This is a genomic window from Gryllotalpicola protaetiae, assembly GCF_003627055.1.
In the GTDB taxonomy this organism is placed as follows: Bacteria; Actinomycetota; Actinomycetes; order Actinomycetales; family Microbacteriaceae; genus Gryllotalpicola; species Gryllotalpicola protaetiae.
This window is the reverse complement of sequence record NZ_CP032624.1, coordinates 201,948-219,218: the sequence shown is the minus strand read 5'-3', so window position 1 is coordinate 219,218 and position 17,271 is coordinate 201,948. Positions and strand designations below refer to the sequence as shown.

Here is a 17,271-nt window from a genome sequence, read left to right as displayed (position 1 = left end):
CCACTCTATGGGGCGCAGCGCTTCGCCATTGCGTAGCGCAACGCCGCATCGACAATTCAGTTGTACACAATTGAATCGTGTGCAATGATCAAAGCATGTCCAATGCGACCGCTGCAGAAGCCCTCGACCCGATGCTCTGCTTCGCCGTCTACTCGGTCGAGCGGCAGTTCGGGCAGATCTACCGCGAGCTGCTCGCGCCATGGAAGCTCAGCTACACGCAGTATCTGGCGCTGATCGCGCTGTACGGCGACGACGACCTCACGGTCGGCCGGCTGGGTGAACTGCTCGGCCTCGACTCCGGCACGCTCTCGCCGCTGCTCAAGCGCCTGGAGTCGCGCGGCCTCGTCGAGCGCCGGCGCGCGGCATCCGACGAGCGTGTGGTCGAGATCTCGCTGACGGATGCCGGGCGTGAGCTCTACGGCCGGCTCGACGACATCCCGCGGTGCTTCGGCGACCGCACCGGCCTCGAGCACGACGAATACCTGCAGCTGCTCTCGCTCGCGAAGACGCTGAGCGCCCGCATGCGCGGCGAAGACCACCCACAAGACCACCCACAAGGAAAGGGCAAGTAATGGACATCCTCTACACCGCCGAGGCGCTCTCGACCGGCGAGGGCCGCAACGGCCACGTCACCACCCTCGACGGCCGCGTCGACCTCGACATGGCGATCCCGCAGGCGATGGGCGGCTCCGGCAACGGCGCGAACCCCGAAGCGCTGTTCGCCGCGGGCTACGCGGCCTGCTTCCACTCGGCCCTGCTCGGCGTCGCCCGCGCGCAGAAGATCAAGCTCGCCGACGAGACGGTCGGAGCCCGCGTGCACATCGGCCCCAACGGCGAGGGCGGGTTCCAGCTGGCGGTCGAGCTCGAGGTCACGATTCCCGATCTGCCGCACGACGAGGCGCAGGCGCTGGCGGATGCCGCGCACACGGTCTGCCCCTACTCGAACGCCACCCGCGGCAACATCGACGTGACCATCACGGTCACCGACGACTAACTCGCGAAGCTCTGCGTGCCGAGGACCGCGAGCAGCTGCAGCTTCTCCCAGCCCTCGGTGCGCGGCGGCGCCGTCAGGATCAGCAGCGCCTGCGACTGGTCCTCGGTGAACAGCACCGTGCAGTCGAGCTCGATCGGCCCGAGCTCCGGGTGCACGAGCACCTTGTGGTCCTCGAAGCGGCGGGCGACCTCGTGCCGGTCCCACAGCTCGGCGAACTCCGGGCTCGCGGCCTGCAGCGCGCGCACGAGCTCGCCGGCCCGCGACCGGGCACCGTCGATCCCGTAGGCGGCGCGCAGGTTCGCGACCAGAGCGCGTGCCTGCCGATCGCGATCGGGCGCCGGGTAGATCTCACGCGCGGTCGGGTCGGCGAACCACCGCCAGACATCGCTGCGCGCGAACCCCGTGCGGGCGGACGCATCGCCGAACAGCGCCGTCCCGAGACGGTTCGACACCAGCGTCTCGCCGATGTTCGACAGGATCAGCGCCGGCGTGTCCTCGAGCCGGTCGAGCACGCGCAGCAGCGCGGGCGCGACGTGCGGCAGGCCGCCGACGCGGTCGGGCGCGGCGTGGCCGGCCATGCGGAAGAGGTAGTCGCGCTCGTCGTCGCTCAGCCGCAGCGCCCGTGCCAGTGCGGCGAGCATCTGCTCGCTCGGCTGCGGGCCGCGGCCCTGCTCGAGCCGCGTGTAGTAGTCGACCGACATGCCAGTGAGCGCCGCGACCTCCTCGCGACGCAGCCCGGGCGCGCGACGGCGGGCGCCCGCGGCGAGTCCCAGGTCGGACGGCTGCAGCTCGCCGCGGCGGCGGCGCAGGAAGTCGGCGAGGGCGGTGCGGTCCACGCATCCATCATGCGTCGCCGGCCCGAGCGCAACCAGGGACCGCCGATCCCACGATCACTGCGTCTCTTTTTACGCCGAGCGGATGCCCGCATCGTTGCTGCTATGAACATCACGGGAAACACCATCTTCATTCCCGGCGCGACGAGCGGCATCGGGCTCGCCCTCGCGCTGCGTTTCCAGGCGAAGGGCAACACCGTCATCATCGGCGGCCGTCGCGCGGCGCTGCTCGACGAGCTCGCGCAGCGGCACGGCTTCGACACCGTGCAGCTCGACACGGCGGATGCCGCGAGCATCACCGCGGCGGCGAGAGAGGTGCTCGCGACGCATCCGTCGCTCAACGTCGTCATCGCGATGGCCGGCATCATGCGGGCGGAGGACTGGCACAGCCCCGCCGGCTTCCTCGCCTCGGCCGAGCAGACGGTCACGACCAACCTGCTCGGCCCGATCCGTCTGTTCGCGGCCTTCGTCGAGCACCTGCAGGCGCAGGCGGACGCGACCTTCGTGACGGTCTCGAGCGGGCTCGCCCACACGCCGCTGCGCGTCACGCCGAGCTACAACGCCACCAAGGCCGCGATCCATATGCTGACCGAGTCGCTGCGGCTGCAGCTTTCCGACACGAGCGTCAAGCTGCTCGAGCTGGTGCCGCCGGCCGTCGCGACCGAGCTGATGCCCGGCCAGTCGGAGAACCCGATCGCCATGCCGCTCGACGCATACGTCGACGAGGTCATGCAGCTCATCGAGGCCCAGCCGGACACCCACGAGATCCTCGTCGAGCGGGTGGGCTTCCTGCGCTTCGCCGAGGTGCGCGGCGACTACGACCAGGTCGTCGCGGCCGTGAATTCGACCGACCGCCACGCGGCCTCCGCCTGATCACCCGCGTCGCTGGGTACCCTCGTGGCCATGGCCATGTTCAGCAGGAACCGGGTACCCAGCGGCGGCGCGCTCTCGCGTAACGCCGCCACCGCCAGAGCGGAGACCACCGTCGCCTGGGGCGACGGGTTCGGCCGCTTCGCGACCAGGTGCATCCAGATCATCGCCGTGCTGATCGTCGTCGCGGTCGCCGTGGTCGCGATCACCCACGTCAGCCTGGTCTTCATCCCGGTGACGCTCGCACTCATCCTGGCCTGCGCGATCCATCCGTTCCTGGCATGGATGCGCCGTCACGGCCTGCCCTCGATGCTGGCGACGTGGATCGCGCTGTTTTCGATACTGATCGTGATCGGCGGACTCACCACACTCATCGTGTGGGCCGTCGAGGCGCAGTGGGACTCGCTCGTGCAGAACGTCACCGACGGCGTCAACCAGCTCGAGGGCTACTTCAATCAGCTGCCGGCGAACCTGATCAGCCAGAAGAACCTGCACGACGCGCAGAACGCGATCCTCGGATTCCTGACCTCGGCCCAGTTCGGCAGGGGCGCGCTCGCCGGTGTCGGCGCGGCGGCCGAGGGCGTCACCGGTCTGTTCCTGACGATCGTCACGCTCTTCTTCTTCATGAAGGACGGTCCGAAGATCTGGGGATTCCTGCTGCGGCCGCTTCACGGCGAGACCTACCACCGCGCCCTGCGCATCGGCGAGAAGACGGTCTCGGTGTTGGGCGGCTACGTCCGAGGCACCGCCATGGTGGCGGCGGCCGACGCGGTCGGCATCGGCATCGGCCTCGCGATCGTCGGCGTTCCTCTCGCGTTCCCGCTCGCCGTCATCGTCTTCATCACCGCCTTCATCCCGATCGTCGGCGCCGTTCTGGCCGGAGTGCTCGCCGCGCTCGTCGCGCTCGTCACGAACGGCCCCTTCGCGGCGGTCATCGTGATCGCGATCGTGGTGCTCGTCAATCAGCTCGAGAGCCACCTGCTGCAGCCGCAGATCATGGGGCACTCGCTGAACCTGCACCCGCTCGTCATCCTGCTCGCGCTGGCCGCGGGCTCCATCATCGGCGGCATCGTCGGCGCGGTGCTCGCCGTGCCCCTCGCCGCGACGGCGTGGGGCATCGTCACCGTGTGGAACGCCGAGACAGGCGGCCCGTTCGCCACCAGAGCGGCCGAAGAGGTGCCGCCCGCTCGGGGCTGATCGGCGGCCGGCCCTACCGGCGCGCCGGCGTCAGGAAGACTCCGCTCTCGGCATCCTCGATCGCCCGCTTCTTCAGGATGAAGTGCTGCTTCTTGCCGGTCGCCGTGTACGGCAGCTCGTCGACGAACGCGTAGCGGCGCGGCCGCTTGAAGTCGGCCAGGCCGGGGTGCGCGCGGCAGTGCGCGTCGAGGTCGTTCGCCGCCGCCTGCGGGTCGGCGAGGTGGCCGGGCTTCACCCGCACGTAGGCGATGACCAGTTCGCCCCACTGCTCGTCGGCGAGGCCGGTGACGATCGAGTCGGCGACGCCCGGATGCTCCGCGAGAGCCTCCTCGACCTGCACGGGGTGCACGTTCTCGCCGCCGGAGATCAGCATGTCGTCCTTGCGGCCGACGATCGTGACGATCTCGTTCTCGTCCCAGGTGGCGAGGTCGCCCGGGTACATCCAGCCGTCGCGGAACTTCTCGGCCGTGCGGGCCGGGTCGGTGTAGGCATACCCCGCCTTCACCGTGCGCATGATGACCTCGCCGACGGTCTTGCCGTCCTGGGGGACCCACTCGTCCGGGGCGGCGAAGCGGTCGTCATAGACGTGCACGACGGCCACGTCGTCGTCGATGCACGCGCGCCCGGCGCTGCCGGCGAAGGCGGGCAGATCCTCGGGCCGCAGGAAGGTGTTCCAGAACGCCTCCGTGGTGCCGTAGCCGTTCATGAGCCGCGGATGCAGCGTCTGCTGGTACCGGATCGCCGCCGCCTTCTCGAGCGGCGCGCCCATCGTCACGATGCCGCGCAGCGACGAGATGTCGCGCGGCGAGCGGTCCTGCTCGTCGGCGAGGCGCTCGAGGTTGGTCGGCGCGCCGATGACGTAGGTGAGCCGCGAGTTCTGGATCGCGTCGAGCACGACCGCCTCGTCGAAGCGGCGCAGGCAGACCGATTCCGCGCCCACGAACAGTACCGGGTTCGGCCCGGCGCAGTAGTTGCCGCCGCGGTGGAACCACGGCGACATGTTCATCGTCTTGTCCGTAGACGAGAGCGGGAACGCCATGATCACGTCGTGCGCCGACAGCGTCTCATTGAGAGATGTGAGCGGCACGGCCTTCGGCATGCCGGTGGTTCCGCTCGTGTAGAGGCGGCTCGACTCGTCCCACACGCTGCCGTCGACGGGTGCGCGGAAGGTGCCGGCCGAGGCGTCCAGCAGGTCCTCGAACGGGATCGCGCCCGGCAGCAGCTCGCCCGTGCCTACGCCCGCCACGACGGCCGGCTGGTGCGCGGCCAGTTCGAGGGCCTGGGCGACGACGGATGCCTGCTCGCGGTCGTACACGAAGACCTTCGGCTTCGACTCGTCGAGGATGAAGGCGGTCTCACCGGGGGAGAGGCGGAAGTTCATGGGCGAGCTGACCGCCCGAAGTCCCTGCGCGGCGACGTAGAGGAACGCGAACTCCGGTGAGTTCATCAGCTGGTAGGCGACGAGGTCGCCGGTCCCGACGCCGACGCTGCGCAGGCCCGCGACCAGCTGCCCGGTGACGACGCCGAGTTCGGCATACGTCCACGAGCGCCCCGTCTCGGGGTCGCTGATCGCGGGCCTCTTCGCGTAGCGGTGGGTGTTGCGCTCGAAGGCGGTCGCCCACGTGAAGTGGTTCTCGAAGACGCTGCGAAGCTGGCCGATGTCGTAACCGGTCCCGTTCGCAGCGGTCGTCTGATCGGGTTCAGCTGACTGCGTCGTCATAGACCCGAGCTTAGGTCAGCGGAACCGCCTAATCGTGGTGGCGGTCGGTCGCGTCGTGGAACGCGTCCTTGAGCTGGTCGCCCGCCTTCTTGAGCCCGGCCTTCACCTGGTCGGCGCGGCCCTCGTTCTCGAGCGACTTGTCGTCGGTCAGCTTGCCTGTCGCCTCTTTGCCCTTGCCGAGCAGATCCTCGGCGCTGTGCTTGCCCTTGTCGGACATCGACATGATGTACTCCCCTCCTGTCATGAGGGGAGTACCCGCCGACTACCGCCTAGAAACGGGGCTTCTCGGCCTGCTCGGCTGCGACGACCGCGAACACCGCGGCGGCGGCCATGAGCGCGACGAGCGCAGCCTGCAGGACGACCTGGGCGATCGCGACCAGCGGCAGGATCGAGACGACGCACCAGGCGGCCGCGAGCACGAAGAGGCCGAGCCAGCCGAGGGTCTTGCGGGCGAAGAATGCGACACCGACGACGAGCAGTGCGGCGACGGTGGTCTGGAAGAGCGGGGTGGAGAGCTCGCCGTGGCCGATCCAGGTCACGACAAGCGTGTAGGCCCAGAAGAGGAAGGTGAGCACGGCGAGCAGCGTGACGAGCCCGGCGCCGAGGGCCGACGGCACGCGGCGGGCGAGGAAGCCGACGAAGGACTGGTTCTGAACGCCGTCGTCGTGGGTGACGGCCGGGGTTGCTGCATTCACGGTCACAACGGGAATCCTACCGACAAGCCGGAGGCCTAGCGGGTCATCTCCGCATCGGAGAGCGCGTCGACCGCGCGCACGAACGCGAGGTGCGAGAGCGCCTGGGGGGTGTTGCCGGCCTGGCGCTTCGCGACCGGGTCGTACTCCTCCGACAAGAGCCCGAGGTCGTTCGCGATCCCTGCGACCCGGTCGATGAGCGCGACGGCGTCGTCGCGGCGGCCCGAGCGCGCGTACTGCTCGGCGAGCCACAGCGAGCAGGCGGTGAACGGGTTCTCGCCGGCCGGCAGCCCGTCGACCCCGCTTCCCGAGACATAGCGGTCGACGAATCCGTCGTGCACCAACTCGGCCTCGATCTGCGCGACCGTCGCAAGCATGCGCGGGTCGTCGGGCTCGCAGAAGCCGATCTGGGGAAGCTGCAGCAGTGCGGCATCCACATGCACCGCGCCCGCGTACTGCACGAACGCCCCCGTCGCCTTGTCGACATGGTTCTCATCGATGGTGCGGCGGATGCTGTCGCGCAGCTCCGCCCACCGGCGGGCGGGCCCGTGCAGCCCGTGCTTCTCGACGGCCTCGACTCCGCGGTCGAACGCGGCCCACGACATCGCTCGGGAGTGCGTGAAAGCGCGCGCTTCGCCGCGGATCTCCCAGATGCCCTGGTCGGGCACCGCCCACACCTTCTCGAGGTGGCCGAGCAGCGCCCGCTGCAGACCCCACGACACGGCGTTGTCTTCGAGGCCCGCGTCGCGCGCCGCGGAGAATGCGAGCATGACCTCGCCGATCACGTCGGCCTGGAACTGCTCGCTCGCCGCGTTGCCGACGCGCACGGGGGAGGCGCCCTGATAGCCGGCGAGCGACGTGAGCTCACGCTCCGGCAGCCAGCGCTCGCCGCCGAGACCGTACATGATCTGCAGGTCGGCGGGATCGCCGGCGATCGCACGCAGCATCCACTGCCGCCATCTGTCGGCCTCGTCCTCGAAGTCGTGGCGCGCGAGCACGTGGATCGTGAGCGCCGCGTCGCGCAGCCAGACGAAGCGGTAGTCCCAGTTGCGGCCGCCGCCGAACTGCTCGGGCAGCGACGTGGTGGCCGCCGCCGCGATGCCGCCGGTCGACTCGTGGGTCAGCGCGCGCAGGACCAGCAACGAGCGCAGCACGAGCTCCTGATAGCGGGGATCGTCGTCGTGCGTGCCGCGGTCGAGCCACCCCTGCCACCAGGTGGAGGTGCGCGCGAGCGCCGCGTCGACGTCGAGCGCCTCGGGCAGTGCTCGGTGGCTCGGGAACCAGGTGAGCACGAGGTCGACCGTCTCGCCCGCGGACACCGTGAACGTGCCGGAGTGCTGATGGTCGTGCCCGCGCACCGCAGGACCCCGCAGCACGACCGCGTTGGGCCCCGCGATCGCGACGAGCTCGACCGGGTCGCGGTCCCGGTTCTGGCTGACCCACGGCACGGTCGCGCCGTAGTCGAAGCGGAACCTGATCTCCTGCCGGAGCTCGACCGAGCCGGTGAGCCCGCGCACACGGCGCACCACGTCGACGCGCCCGCGGCCGATCGGCATGACGTCGACGACCTCGACCTCGCCGGTCGGAGTGGTCCAGTGCGTCACGAGGGTGAACCCCGCGCCGTCGTAGCGGCGCTTCGAGGCGGCATCCGCCGCGGTCGGCGCCAGCAGCCAGCGCCCGTCGTCCTCGTCGCCGAGCAGCGAGCCGAACACGCTGGGCGAGTCGAAGCGCGGCAGGCACAGCCAGTCGAGGCAGCCATCGGCGCCGACGAGCCCCGCGGTGAAGCAGTCGCCGATGAGCGCGTAGTCCTCGATCGCCTGCGACATGAGGGGAAGGTTACGCGGCCTTGTTCCGATCGATGACGGCGATCTCACCGGTGACCGGGCGCTTGAGGTCCGCCCAGCGGGTGATCGGCGCGGGCTCCCAGCTCAGGGCGGCTGGCTCATCGTCGCCGGTGTCGGCGGGTTCGGCCTCGGCCGGCGCCTCCGCACGAGGCGTGCGCAGCAGGCCGAGCGGCCCGCTCGCGGGCACGAGGCTCTCGCGCGCGGCGGCGACGGATGCCGTCACGGCGGTCGTCAGCGAGTGCACGAGCACCTCGTGGAAGATCAGGTCGTCCTGCTCGGGGGAGCGGCGGGCGACGGTCCAGTCGCCGGCCTCGCCGAACACCGCGTCGAGGCTCTTCTGCACGGCCGCGAAGATGAGCTCGTCGGTGAGCTCAGGGGCGGCGGGGGCGAGCACGGCGCTGTCGCGAACCGCGGCAGCCGGTGCGGGGGCGGCATGCTTGCGACGACCGAAGAACATGCCTCTGATTTTCCTGGTTGATCAGCGCCGGTTCGTGGAGACACGCCGCACGGATTCCTCGCGGACCGTCACGAGCGCAAGCGCCACTCCGAGGGCCCAGGCGATCCAGAGCACCCACGAGCGCTGGCCGAGCCTCGGCTTCCTGGTCGCCTTCACGACGGGCAGCACCGCGAGGGCCGATGCGTACACTCGGGGGCTCAGCGCGTACTTCCGGAGCGTCATGCCCCCACGCTAGCCGCAGCGCGCTCGGGCTGCGCGGTGTGGAGGCGGGCGAAATCGACGGTCTCGACGAGCATGGCGAGGCGCTCCTCGTCGCTGCGCGCCTTGCGGGTGTTGACCTCGGCGACGATCGACCCGTCCCATTTCCGCGCGGCGAGCATGGCGAGCACCTCGGCGACCGGCTGCGTTCCGTGGCCGGGCAGCGCGTGCTCGTCGAAGATGCGCCCGTCGGAGTTGCTCGCCGAGCCGTCGCAGAGGTGGATGTGCCGCAGCCGCGAGCCGAAGCCGACCGCGAGCTCGAGGCTGCTCTGACCGGCGAGCGAGGCGTGCGAGAAGTCGAGGGTGATGGCGTCGCAGTCGAAGCCGGTCGGATCCCAGCCGGGCATGTACGCCTTCATGGCGCGGCCGGCCGCCTTCCAGGGGAACATGTTCTCGACGGCGATCTCGACGCCGGAATCCGCCGCGATCTCGCGCACGATGTCGAGGAAGTCGACGGCATAGTCGGCCTGCCAGCGGAACGGCGGGTGCACGACGACGGTCGGCGCGCCGACGGATGCCGCGAGCTCTGCGCTCTTCGCGAGCTTCACCCTCGGGTCGCGGCCCCAGACGAAGTGGGTGAGCAGCAGCACGGGCGCGTGCACCGACAAGATCGGCTGCTCATAGCGCTCGGAGAGGCGCAGCAGCGCATCGGCGCTCTGGGTCTTCTCGTCACGGGTCACCATGACCTCGACGCCGTCGAAGCCCGCGTCGCGTGCAAGCCGGAACCCGTGCTCCACCGGCAGCGGATACACGCACGAGGTGCTCATTCCAATGCGCAACATTTCTCCCGAAAGAGTACGCGTTCAGGCTGAACAGCCGGTGTCCGAGTGGCTGACGACTCGTAGCCGACTGCTAGCCTGGCGAGACGCCGAGGGGGTGCCGCATTTCCACAGTGAACGAGCAGTACGAACTGGTGATCGTCTCCAACAGATTGCCGGTCGACCACGTCTCGGGCGAGGGGAAGGACGCCGTCTGGCGCACCTCGCCAGGCGGTCTCGTGGCGGCGCTCGAGCCGGTGATGCGCGAGCGCGACGGTGTGTGGATCGGCTGGCCGGGCATGCCGGATGTCGAGTTGGAGCCGTTCAAGGCGGACGGCATCGAGCTCGTGCCGATCCCCCTCTCCGCCGACGAGGTGCGGGACTACTACGAGGGCTTCAGCAACGACACCCTGTGGCCGCTGTACCACGACGTCATCTCGACGCCCGCGTACCACCGCGAATGGTGGGAGGCGTATCAGAGGGTCAACCGCCGCTTCGCCGACGCGGCGCTCGCTGTCGCCGCGCCGAACGCCATCGTGTGGGTGCACGACTACCAGCTGCAGCTGGTGCCCAAGATGCTGCGCGACGCCAGGCCCGATCTGATCATCGGATTCTTCAACCACATCCCCTTCCCGCCGTACGGCATCTATTCGCAGCTGCCCTGGCGCCGTCAGATCATCGACGGGCTGCTCGGGGCCGACGTGATCGGCTTCCAGCGCGTCGCGGACGCCGGCAACTTCGCCCGCGCGGTGCGCCGACTGCACGGGTACGAGACGCGGGCGAACCTGATCTCCGTGCCGCTCGACGAGACGCAGGCCGAGATGACGCTGCGGCATCAGGCGACGGCCAGGCGCGGGCAGCCGGTCAGGACCGTGCTCGCGCGCCCGTTCCCGATCTCGATCGACGCGCAGGAGTACCAGAAGCTCGCTGCCGACCCGTACATCCGGGCTCGTGCGCAGGAGATCAGGCAGGAGCTCGGCAACCCCCGTGTGCTGATGCTCGGCGTCGACCGGCTCGACTACACGAAGGGCATCCGCCACCGCATGAAGGCGTTCGGCGAGCTGCTCGAGGAGGGACTGATCTCTGCGGAGGACGTGGCTCTCGTGCAGGTCGCGAGCCCGAGTCGAGAGCGTGTCGACGCGTACGCCCAGCTGCGCGACGAGGTCGAGATCACGGTCAGCCGGATCAACGGCGACTTCTCGCAACTCGGCCATGCGGCGATCCACTACCTGCACCAGGGCTACCCGCGCGAGGAGATGGTGGCGCTGTACCTCGCCGCCGACGTCATGCTCGTCACGGCCCTGCGCGACGGCATGAACCTCGTCGCGAAGGAGTACGTCGCGAGCCGCATCGACCAGGACGGGGTGCTGATCCTCTCGGAGTTCGCGGGGGCATCCGACGAGCTGCGCCAGGCCCTGCTCGTGAACCCGCACGACATCGACGGGCTCAAGTCGGCGATCGTGCACGCCATCCGCATGCCGCAGCGCGAGCGCATGCGCCGCATGCGCGCCCTGCGGAAGCGGGTGCTCACGCACGACGTGCAGCGCTGGAGCGCGACCTTCCTCGACGCGCTCGTGCGCGCCGACCACCACGACCCGGCGAACCACATCGACATCCCGAGGCGCACCGTCGCGCCGCTCGACTACGGCGGCGACTGAGCGTGGGCCTCGACCATCTCGCGGCGGCGCCTCGGCTGCTCGTCGCGCTCGACTTCGACGGCACGGTGGCGCCCCTCGTCGACGACCCGTCGACGTCGCGCATCACCGCGGACGCCGCCGCCGCGATCGCGCGGCTGCGGGCACTGCCGGCCACGTGGGTCGCATTCGTCTCCGGCCGGCCGCTCGACACGCTCGCGGCGCTGACCGCGTCCGGCCCAGACGCTCTGCTGGTCGGGTCGCACGGCGTCGAGGTGTCGATCCGCGGCGAGCTCGCCGCCGCCCGCCTGAGTGACGACGAGCGCGCCCGCATGACGCGCCTCGAGGTCGAGCTCGAGCAGCTCGTCGCGGCGGTGCCGGGCGCGTGGCTCGAGTACAAGCCCGTCGGCTACGGCGTGCCGACCCGCCTCGTCGAGCAGGCAGAGCTCGTCGCGCCGCTGCAGCAGGCCGCGCGCGACGCCGCCGACGCGATCGGCGGCTTCACCACGCGCCTCGGCAAGGACATCATCGAGTTCAGCGTGCGCGACGTCACCAAGGGCGACGGCGTGCGGATGCTGCGCGAGCTGCTCGTCGCAGAAGAGGGCGGTCCCGTCGCGGTGCTCTACGCCGGCGACGACGTCACCGACGAGGACGCGTTCGCGGTGCTCGAGCCCGGCGACCTCGGCGTGAAGGTGGGGGAGGGCGACACGGCCGCCGCCGAGCGCGTCGCCGATGTCGACGCCTTCGCGGGGCTGCTCGAGGCGCTGGCGGCCGCGCGCGAGGCATCCGCCGCTTCTCACTAAACTCGGTACATGTCCGAAATCGACGTGAAACCTCGCAGCCGAGTCGTCACCGACGGCATCGAAGCCACCACCAGCCGCGGCATGCTTCGCGCCGTCGGCATGGGTGACGCGGACTGGGACAAGCCGCAGATCGGCATCGCGAGCTCGTGGAACGAGATCACGCCGTGCAACCTCTCGCTCGACCGCCTCGCGCAGGCAGCCAAGGAAGGCGTCCACTCGGGCGGCGGCTACCCGCTGCAGTTCGGCACGGTCTCCGTCTCCGACGGCATCTCGATGGGCCACGAGGGCATGCACTTCTCGCTCGTCTCGCGCGAGGTCATCGCCGACTCGGTCGAGACCGTCATGATGGCCGAGCGCCTCGACGGGTCCGTGCTGCTCGCCGGCTGCGACAAGTCGATCCCCGGCATGCTCATGGCCGCCGCGCGCCTCGACCTGGCATCCGTCTTCCTCTACGCGGGCTCCATCGCGCCGGGCTGGGTGAAGCTCTCCGACGGCACCGAGAAGAACATCACGATCATCGACTCCTTCGAGGCGGTCGGCGGCGTCAAGGCCGGCACCATGAGCCTCGAAGACGCCCACCGCATCGAGTGCGCCTTCGCGCCGGGCGAGGGCGCCTGCGGCGGCATGTACACCGCCAACACGATGGCCTCCGTCGCCGAGGCGCTCGGCCTGTCGCTGCCGGGCTCGGCCGCGCCGCCCTCGGCCGACCGCCGCCGCGACTACTACGCGCACCGCTCGGGCGAGGCCGTCGTCGGGCTGCTGCAGAAGGGCATCACCGCGCGCCAGATCCTGACGCGCGACGCGTTCGAGAACGCGATCACGGTCGCGATGGCGCTCGGCGGCTCGACCAACGTCGTGCTGCACCTGCTCGCCATCGCGAACGAGGCCGACGTGCCGCTCACGCTCGACGACTTCAACCGCATCGGCGCGAAGGTGCCGCACCTCGGCGACCTCAAGCCCTTCGGCAAGTACGTCATGAACGACGTCGACCGCATGGGCGGCATCCCCGTGCTCATGAAGGCGTTGCTGGACGCCGGTCTGCTGCACGGCGACGCGCTCACGGTCACCGGCAAGACGGTCGCCGAGAACCTCGCGGAGATCGACCCGCCCGCGCTCGACGGCGAGGTGCTGCACACCCTCGACAACCCGATCCACCCGACCGGCGGCCTGACGATCCTGAAGGGCTCGTTCGCGCCGGAGGGCGCGGTGGTCAAGACGGCCGGCTTCGACCTCGAGGTGTTCGAGGGTCCCGCCCGCGTGTTCGAGCGCGAGCGCGAAGCGATGGACGCGCTGACCGCGGGGCAGATCAAGCACGGCGACGTCGTCGTCATCCGGTACGAGGGCCCGAAGGGCGGCCCCGGCATGCGCGAGATGCTCGCGATCACCGCCGCCATCAAGGGCGCAGGCCTCGGAAAAGATGTACTACTCTTGACAGACGGACGATTCTCAGGCGGCACAACCGGCCTGTGCATCGGCCACATAGCTCCCGAAGCGGTCGACGCTGGTCCGATCGCCTTCGTGCGCGATGGTGATCTTATTCGGGTCGATATCGCTGCTCGCTCTCTCGATCTACTCATCGACGAAGCTGAGCTGGAGGCTCGCCGTCACGGCTGGGCCCCGCTTCCTCCGCGCTATACCCGTGGCGTCCTCGCGAAGTACTCCAAGCTCGTGCACTCGGCCGCCGAGGGCGCCGTCACGGGGTAGTCGCGATCTCACCGATCATCCACGCATCTAGGGGACCTCTCATGCCCGCGGACTCACGACCCGTGCCCACACCGCCTCATGCGGCGCCCGCCGCGGCCGCACCGGCCGGACCGGAGCTCATCACCGGCTCTGCCGCCATTCTGCGCACCCTCGAGAAGCTCGGCGTCACCGACGTCTTCGGGCTTCCAGGCGGCGCCGTCCTGCCGCTCTACGACGAGCTGATGGCGCAGAGCGCCGTCCGTCACATCCTGGTCCGCCACGAGCAGGGCGCCGGTCACGCCGCCGAGGGCTACGCCTCGGCGAGCGGCACCGTCGGCGTCGCCATCGCGACCTCGGGACCCGGCGCGACCAACCTCGTCACCGCCATCGCCGACGCCTACATGGACTCGGTGCCGCTGCTCGCGATCACCGGCCAGGTCTTCTCGACGCTGATGGGCACGGACGCCTTCCAGGAGGCCGACATCGTCGGCATCACCATGCCGGTCACGAAGCACTCGTTCCTCGTGAAGACCGCCGAGGAGATCCCGGGCGCGATCGCCGCGGCGTACCACATCGCCGGCACCGGCCGCCCGGGCCCCGTGCTCGTCGACATCACGAAGGACGCGCAGCAGAACCTCATGGAGTTCAGCTGGCCGCCGAAGATCGAGCTGCCCGGCTATCGCCCCGTGACGAAGGCGCACGGCAAGCAGATCCAGGCGGCTGCCCAGCTGCTCGCCGAGGCGAAGCGACCCGTGCTCTACGTCGGCGGCGGGGTGATCCGCGCGAAGGCATCCGCCCAGCTGCTCGAACTGGCCGAGACGACGGGCGCGCCCGTCGTGACCACCCTCATGGCGCGCGGCGCGTTCCCCGACTCGCACCAGCAGCACGTCGGCATGCCGGGAATGCACGGCACCGTTCCCGCGGTGCTCGCGCTGCAGGAATCCGATCTCATCGTCGCCCTCGGCGCGCGCTTCGACGACCGCGTCACCGGCAAGGTGAGCGAGTTCGCGCCCGACGCGAAGGTCGTGCACGTCGACGTCGACCCTGCGGAGATCTCGAAGATCCGCTTTGCCGACGTGCCGATCGTGGGCGACCTCGCCGAGGTGCTGCCCGACCTGTCGGCGGCGTTCCGCACGGCATCCGTCGAAACCCCGTCCGACCTGGCCGACTGGTGGACGCGCCTTAATGGGCTGCGGCAGGAGTTCCCGCTCGGGTTCACCGCGCCGAGCGACGGGTTGCTCGCGCCGCAGCACGTGATCCAGCGCATCGGGGAGCTCACCGGGCCCGACGGCGTGTACGTCGCGGGCGTCGGCCAGCACCAGATGTGGGCGGCGCAGTTCATCAAGTACGAGCGGCCGAACGCGTGGCTCAACTCGGGCGGCGCGGGCACGATGGGCTATTCGGTTCCCGCCGCGATGGGTGCGAAGGTCGCGCAGCCCGACCGGGTGGTGTGGTCGATCGACGGCGACGGATGCTTCCAGATGACGAACCAGGAACTCGTCACCTGCGCCATCAACAACATCCCGATCAAGGTCGCGATCATCAACAACTCGTCGCTCGGCATGATCCGCCAGTGGCAGGCGCTGTTCTACGACGGCCGCTTCTCGCAGAGCGAGCTGCACACGGGTCACGGCTCACGCCACGTCCCCGACTTCGTCAAGCTCGCCGACGCGTACGGCGCGCTCGGCATCCGCGTCGAGAAGCCGGAGGAGGTCGACGCGGCGATCAAGCTGGCGCTCGAGACCAACGACCGGCCCGTCGTCATCGACTTCGTGGTGTCCTCCGACGCCATGGTGTGGCCGATGGTGCCGCAGGGTGTCAGCAACAGCTACGTCCAGTACGCCCGCGACCACAGCCCTGCTTGGGGAGAGGAGTAAGCCATGACCGCCCACGTCCTTTCCCTCCTCGTCGAGGACAAACCGGGTCTCTTGACGCGCGTCGCCGGCCTGTTCGCCCGTCGCGGCTTCAACATCAACTCGCTCGCGGTCGGCACGACCGAGATCGAGGGCCTGTCGCGCATCACCGTTGTGGTCGACGTCGACGAGCAGCCGCTCGAGCAGGTCACCAAGCAGCTCAACAAGCTGGTCAACGTGATCAAGATCGTCGAGCTCGACCCCGGCCAGTCCGTGCAGCGCGAGCATCTGCTCGTCAAGGTGCGCGTCGACGTCACCACCCGCTCGCAGGTGCTCGAGGCCGTGAACCTCTTCCGCGCCCGCGTGGTCGACGTCGCCAACGACGCGGTCGTCATCGAGGCGACGGGGGATTCCGGGAAGATCCAGGCCCTGCTGCGCATCCTCGAGCCGTACGGGATCAAGGAGCTCGCACAGTCGGGCATGCTCGCGATCGGCCGCGGTTCGAAGTCGATCACCGACAGAGTTTTCAAGTCATAAGCACGAGAGAGAAGAAAATGGCAGAGATCTACTACGACAACGACGCCGACCTGAGCATCATCCAGGGCAAGAAGGTCGCCGTCATCGGCTACGGCTCGCAGGGCCACGCGCACGCGCAGAACCTGCGCGACTCGGGTGTCGAGGTCGTCATCGGCCTGCGCGAAGGGTCGAAGTCGATCCAGAAGGCGACCGAGGCGGGCTTCGAGGTGAAGTCGAACGCCGAGGCCACCAAGTGGGCCGACGTGATCGTCATCCTCGCGCCCGACCAGCACCAGCGCCACCTCTTCGCCGACGACGTCGAGCCGAACCTCACCGAGGGCAAGGCGCTGCTCTTCGGCCACGGCTTCAACATCCGCTTCGGCTACATCAAGGCGCCCGCCGGCATCGACGTGATCATGGTCGCGCCGAAGGCCCCCGGTCACACCGTGCGCCGCGAGTTCGTCGCCGGTCGCGGCATCCCCGACATCATCGCCGTCGAGCAGGACGCGTCGGGTCAGGCGTGGGAGCTCGCGAAGTCGTACGCGAAGGCGATCGGCGGCACGCGTGCCGGCGTCATCAAGACGACCTTCACGGAGGAGACCGAGACCGACCTGTTCGGTGAGCAGACCGTGCTCTGCGGCGGCGTCTCGCACCTCGTGCAGTACGGCTTCGAGACCCTGACCGAGGCCGGCTACCAGCCCGAGATCGCGTACTTCGAGGTGCTGCACGAGCTCAAGCTCATCGTCGACCTGATGTGGGAGGGCGGCATCGCCAAGCAGCGCTGGTCGGTCTCCGACACCGCCGAGTACGGCGACTACGTCTCGGGCCCGCGCGTCATCGACCCGAGCGTGAAGGAGCACATGAAGGAGGTCCTCTCGGACATCCAGGACGGCACCTTCGCCACGCGGTTCATCGCCGACCAGGATGCCGGCGCTCCCGAGTTCCTGCGCCTGCGCGCCGAGGGCGAGCAGCACCCCATCGAGAAGACCGGCCGTGAGCTGCGCGCGCTGTTCGCGTGGAACACGAACTCCGACGACGACTACGTCGACGGTTCGGTCGCGCGCTAACGGCAAACTGCGGGGAGTCCGCGGCGGATTCCGCCTGGGGCGCACGTTTTTCGACGAAACGTGCGCCCCAGGCGGCTTCTGCCGCCCCGCGC

General features: G+C 69.7%; 18 protein-coding genes. 10 read left to right on the top strand and 8 right to left on the bottom strand.

Features of this window, described 5'->3' with window-relative positions; all coding sequences use genetic code 11:
• Positions 1–95 precede the first annotated feature (95 nt).
• A complete protein-coding gene (locus D7I44_RS01135; RefSeq protein ID WP_120787804.1) occupies positions 96–572 on the top strand; it encodes a MarR family winged helix-turn-helix transcriptional regulator in 477 nt (158 codons plus the stop codon).
• Positions 572–994 (top strand): organic hydroperoxide resistance protein, encoded by a 423-nt coding sequence (locus tag D7I44_RS01130; protein ID WP_120787803.1) that lies wholly within the window; start codon positions 572–574, stop codon positions 992–994. Before D7I44_RS01135 ends, D7I44_RS01130 begins: the two co-directional genes overlap by 1 nt.
• On the opposite strand, the gene D7I44_RS01125 is transcribed toward D7I44_RS01130, so the two are convergent.
• On the bottom strand, positions 991–1,830 hold the full coding sequence (locus tag D7I44_RS01125; protein WP_120787802.1) for a helix-turn-helix transcriptional regulator: 840 nt from the start codon (positions 1,828–1,830) through the stop codon (positions 991–993). The two genes, D7I44_RS01130 and D7I44_RS01125, sit on opposite strands and share 4 nt — an antisense overlap.
• A gap of 102 nt (positions 1,831–1,932) precedes the next feature.
• Between D7I44_RS01125 and D7I44_RS01120 the strand changes: the two genes are divergently transcribed.
• Together D7I44_RS01120 and D7I44_RS01115 are read left to right on the top strand one after the other, a co-directional pair.
• Positions 1,933–2,700, top strand: coding sequence for an SDR family oxidoreductase (locus D7I44_RS01120; RefSeq protein WP_120787801.1), 768 nt, complete (start codon positions 1,933–1,935; stop codon positions 2,698–2,700).
• A 30-nt stretch (positions 2,701–2,730) separates the two neighbouring features.
• A complete protein-coding gene (locus D7I44_RS01115; protein WP_120787800.1) occupies positions 2,731–3,894 on the top strand; it encodes an AI-2E family transporter in 1,164 nt (387 codons plus the stop codon).
• A gap of 13 nt (positions 3,895–3,907) precedes the next feature.
• Here D7I44_RS01115 and D7I44_RS01110 read toward each other — a convergent pair whose 3' ends face one another.
• From D7I44_RS01110 to D7I44_RS01080, 7 genes are read right to left on the bottom strand one after another with little or no spacing between them, the layout of a single operon-like run.
• On the bottom strand, positions 3,908–5,614 hold the full coding sequence (locus D7I44_RS01110) for a class I adenylate-forming enzyme family protein (protein ID WP_120787799.1): 1,707 nt from the start codon (positions 5,612–5,614) through the stop codon (positions 3,908–3,910).
• Between the two features lie 28 nt (positions 5,615–5,642).
• Entirely contained in the window at positions 5,643–5,837 is a 195-nt protein-coding gene (locus D7I44_RS01105) for a CsbD family protein (RefSeq protein WP_120787798.1), read from the bottom strand.
• Positions 5,838–5,883: 46 nt separating this feature from the next.
• A complete protein-coding gene (locus D7I44_RS01100; RefSeq protein WP_120787797.1) occupies positions 5,884–6,315 on the bottom strand; it encodes a hypothetical protein in 432 nt (143 codons plus the stop codon).
• Positions 6,316–6,344: 29 nt separating this feature from the next.
• Entirely contained in the window at positions 6,345–8,132 is a 1,788-nt protein-coding gene (locus D7I44_RS01095) for a glycoside hydrolase family 15 protein (RefSeq protein ID WP_120787796.1), read from the bottom strand.
• 10 nt (positions 8,133–8,142) lie between these two features.
• Positions 8,143–8,607 carry a hypothetical protein gene (locus D7I44_RS01090; RefSeq protein WP_120787795.1) on the bottom strand — a complete coding sequence of 155 codons (465 nt, stop codon included), beginning with the start codon at positions 8,605–8,607 and terminating at the stop codon, positions 8,143–8,145.
• A gap of 21 nt (positions 8,608–8,628) precedes the next feature.
• Positions 8,629–8,829 carry a hypothetical protein gene (locus D7I44_RS01085; RefSeq protein ID WP_120787794.1) on the bottom strand — a complete coding sequence of 67 codons (201 nt, stop codon included), beginning with the start codon at positions 8,827–8,829 and terminating at the stop codon, positions 8,629–8,631.
• Positions 8,826–9,647 carry a sugar phosphate isomerase/epimerase family protein gene (locus D7I44_RS01080; RefSeq protein ID WP_120787793.1) on the bottom strand — a complete coding sequence of 274 codons (822 nt, stop codon included), beginning with the start codon at positions 9,645–9,647 and terminating at the stop codon, positions 8,826–8,828. The genes D7I44_RS01085 and D7I44_RS01080 overlap by 4 nt, the downstream gene beginning before the upstream one ends.
• 110 nt (positions 9,648–9,757) lie before the next feature.
• On the opposite strand from D7I44_RS01080, the gene otsA reads away from it, so the two are divergent.
• From otsA to ilvC, 6 genes are read left to right on the top strand one after another with little or no spacing between them, the layout of a single operon-like run.
• On the top strand, positions 9,758–11,281 hold the full coding sequence (gene otsA / locus D7I44_RS01075) for an alpha,alpha-trehalose-phosphate synthase (UDP-forming) (protein ID WP_342768591.1): 1,524 nt from the start codon (positions 9,758–9,760) through the stop codon (positions 11,279–11,281).
• Positions 11,282–11,283: 2 nt separating this feature from the next.
• Positions 11,284–12,060 (top strand): trehalose-phosphatase, encoded by a 777-nt coding sequence (otsB, locus tag D7I44_RS01070; protein ID WP_220093805.1) that lies wholly within the window; start codon positions 11,284–11,286, stop codon positions 12,058–12,060.
• Between the two features lie 9 nt (positions 12,061–12,069).
• Positions 12,070–13,764 (top strand): dihydroxy-acid dehydratase, encoded by a 1,695-nt coding sequence (gene ilvD / locus D7I44_RS01065; RefSeq protein WP_120787792.1) that lies wholly within the window; start codon positions 12,070–12,072, stop codon positions 13,762–13,764.
• A gap of 41 nt (positions 13,765–13,805) precedes the next feature.
• The gene (locus D7I44_RS01060; protein WP_120787791.1) at positions 13,806–15,620 is read left to right on the top strand and encodes an acetolactate synthase large subunit; all 1,815 of its coding nucleotides are present in this window, start codon (positions 13,806–13,808) and stop codon (positions 15,618–15,620) included.
• Positions 15,621–15,623: 3 nt separating this feature from the next.
• Complete coding sequence (ilvN, locus tag D7I44_RS01055) at positions 15,624–16,133, top strand: acetolactate synthase small subunit (protein ID WP_120787790.1); 510 nt, start codon at positions 15,624–15,626, stop codon at positions 16,131–16,133.
• Between the two features lie 17 nt (positions 16,134–16,150).
• Positions 16,151–17,179, top strand: coding sequence for a ketol-acid reductoisomerase (ilvC, locus tag D7I44_RS01050; protein WP_120787789.1), 1,029 nt, complete (start codon positions 16,151–16,153; stop codon positions 17,177–17,179).
• Positions 17,180–17,271: the final 92 nt, after the last annotated feature.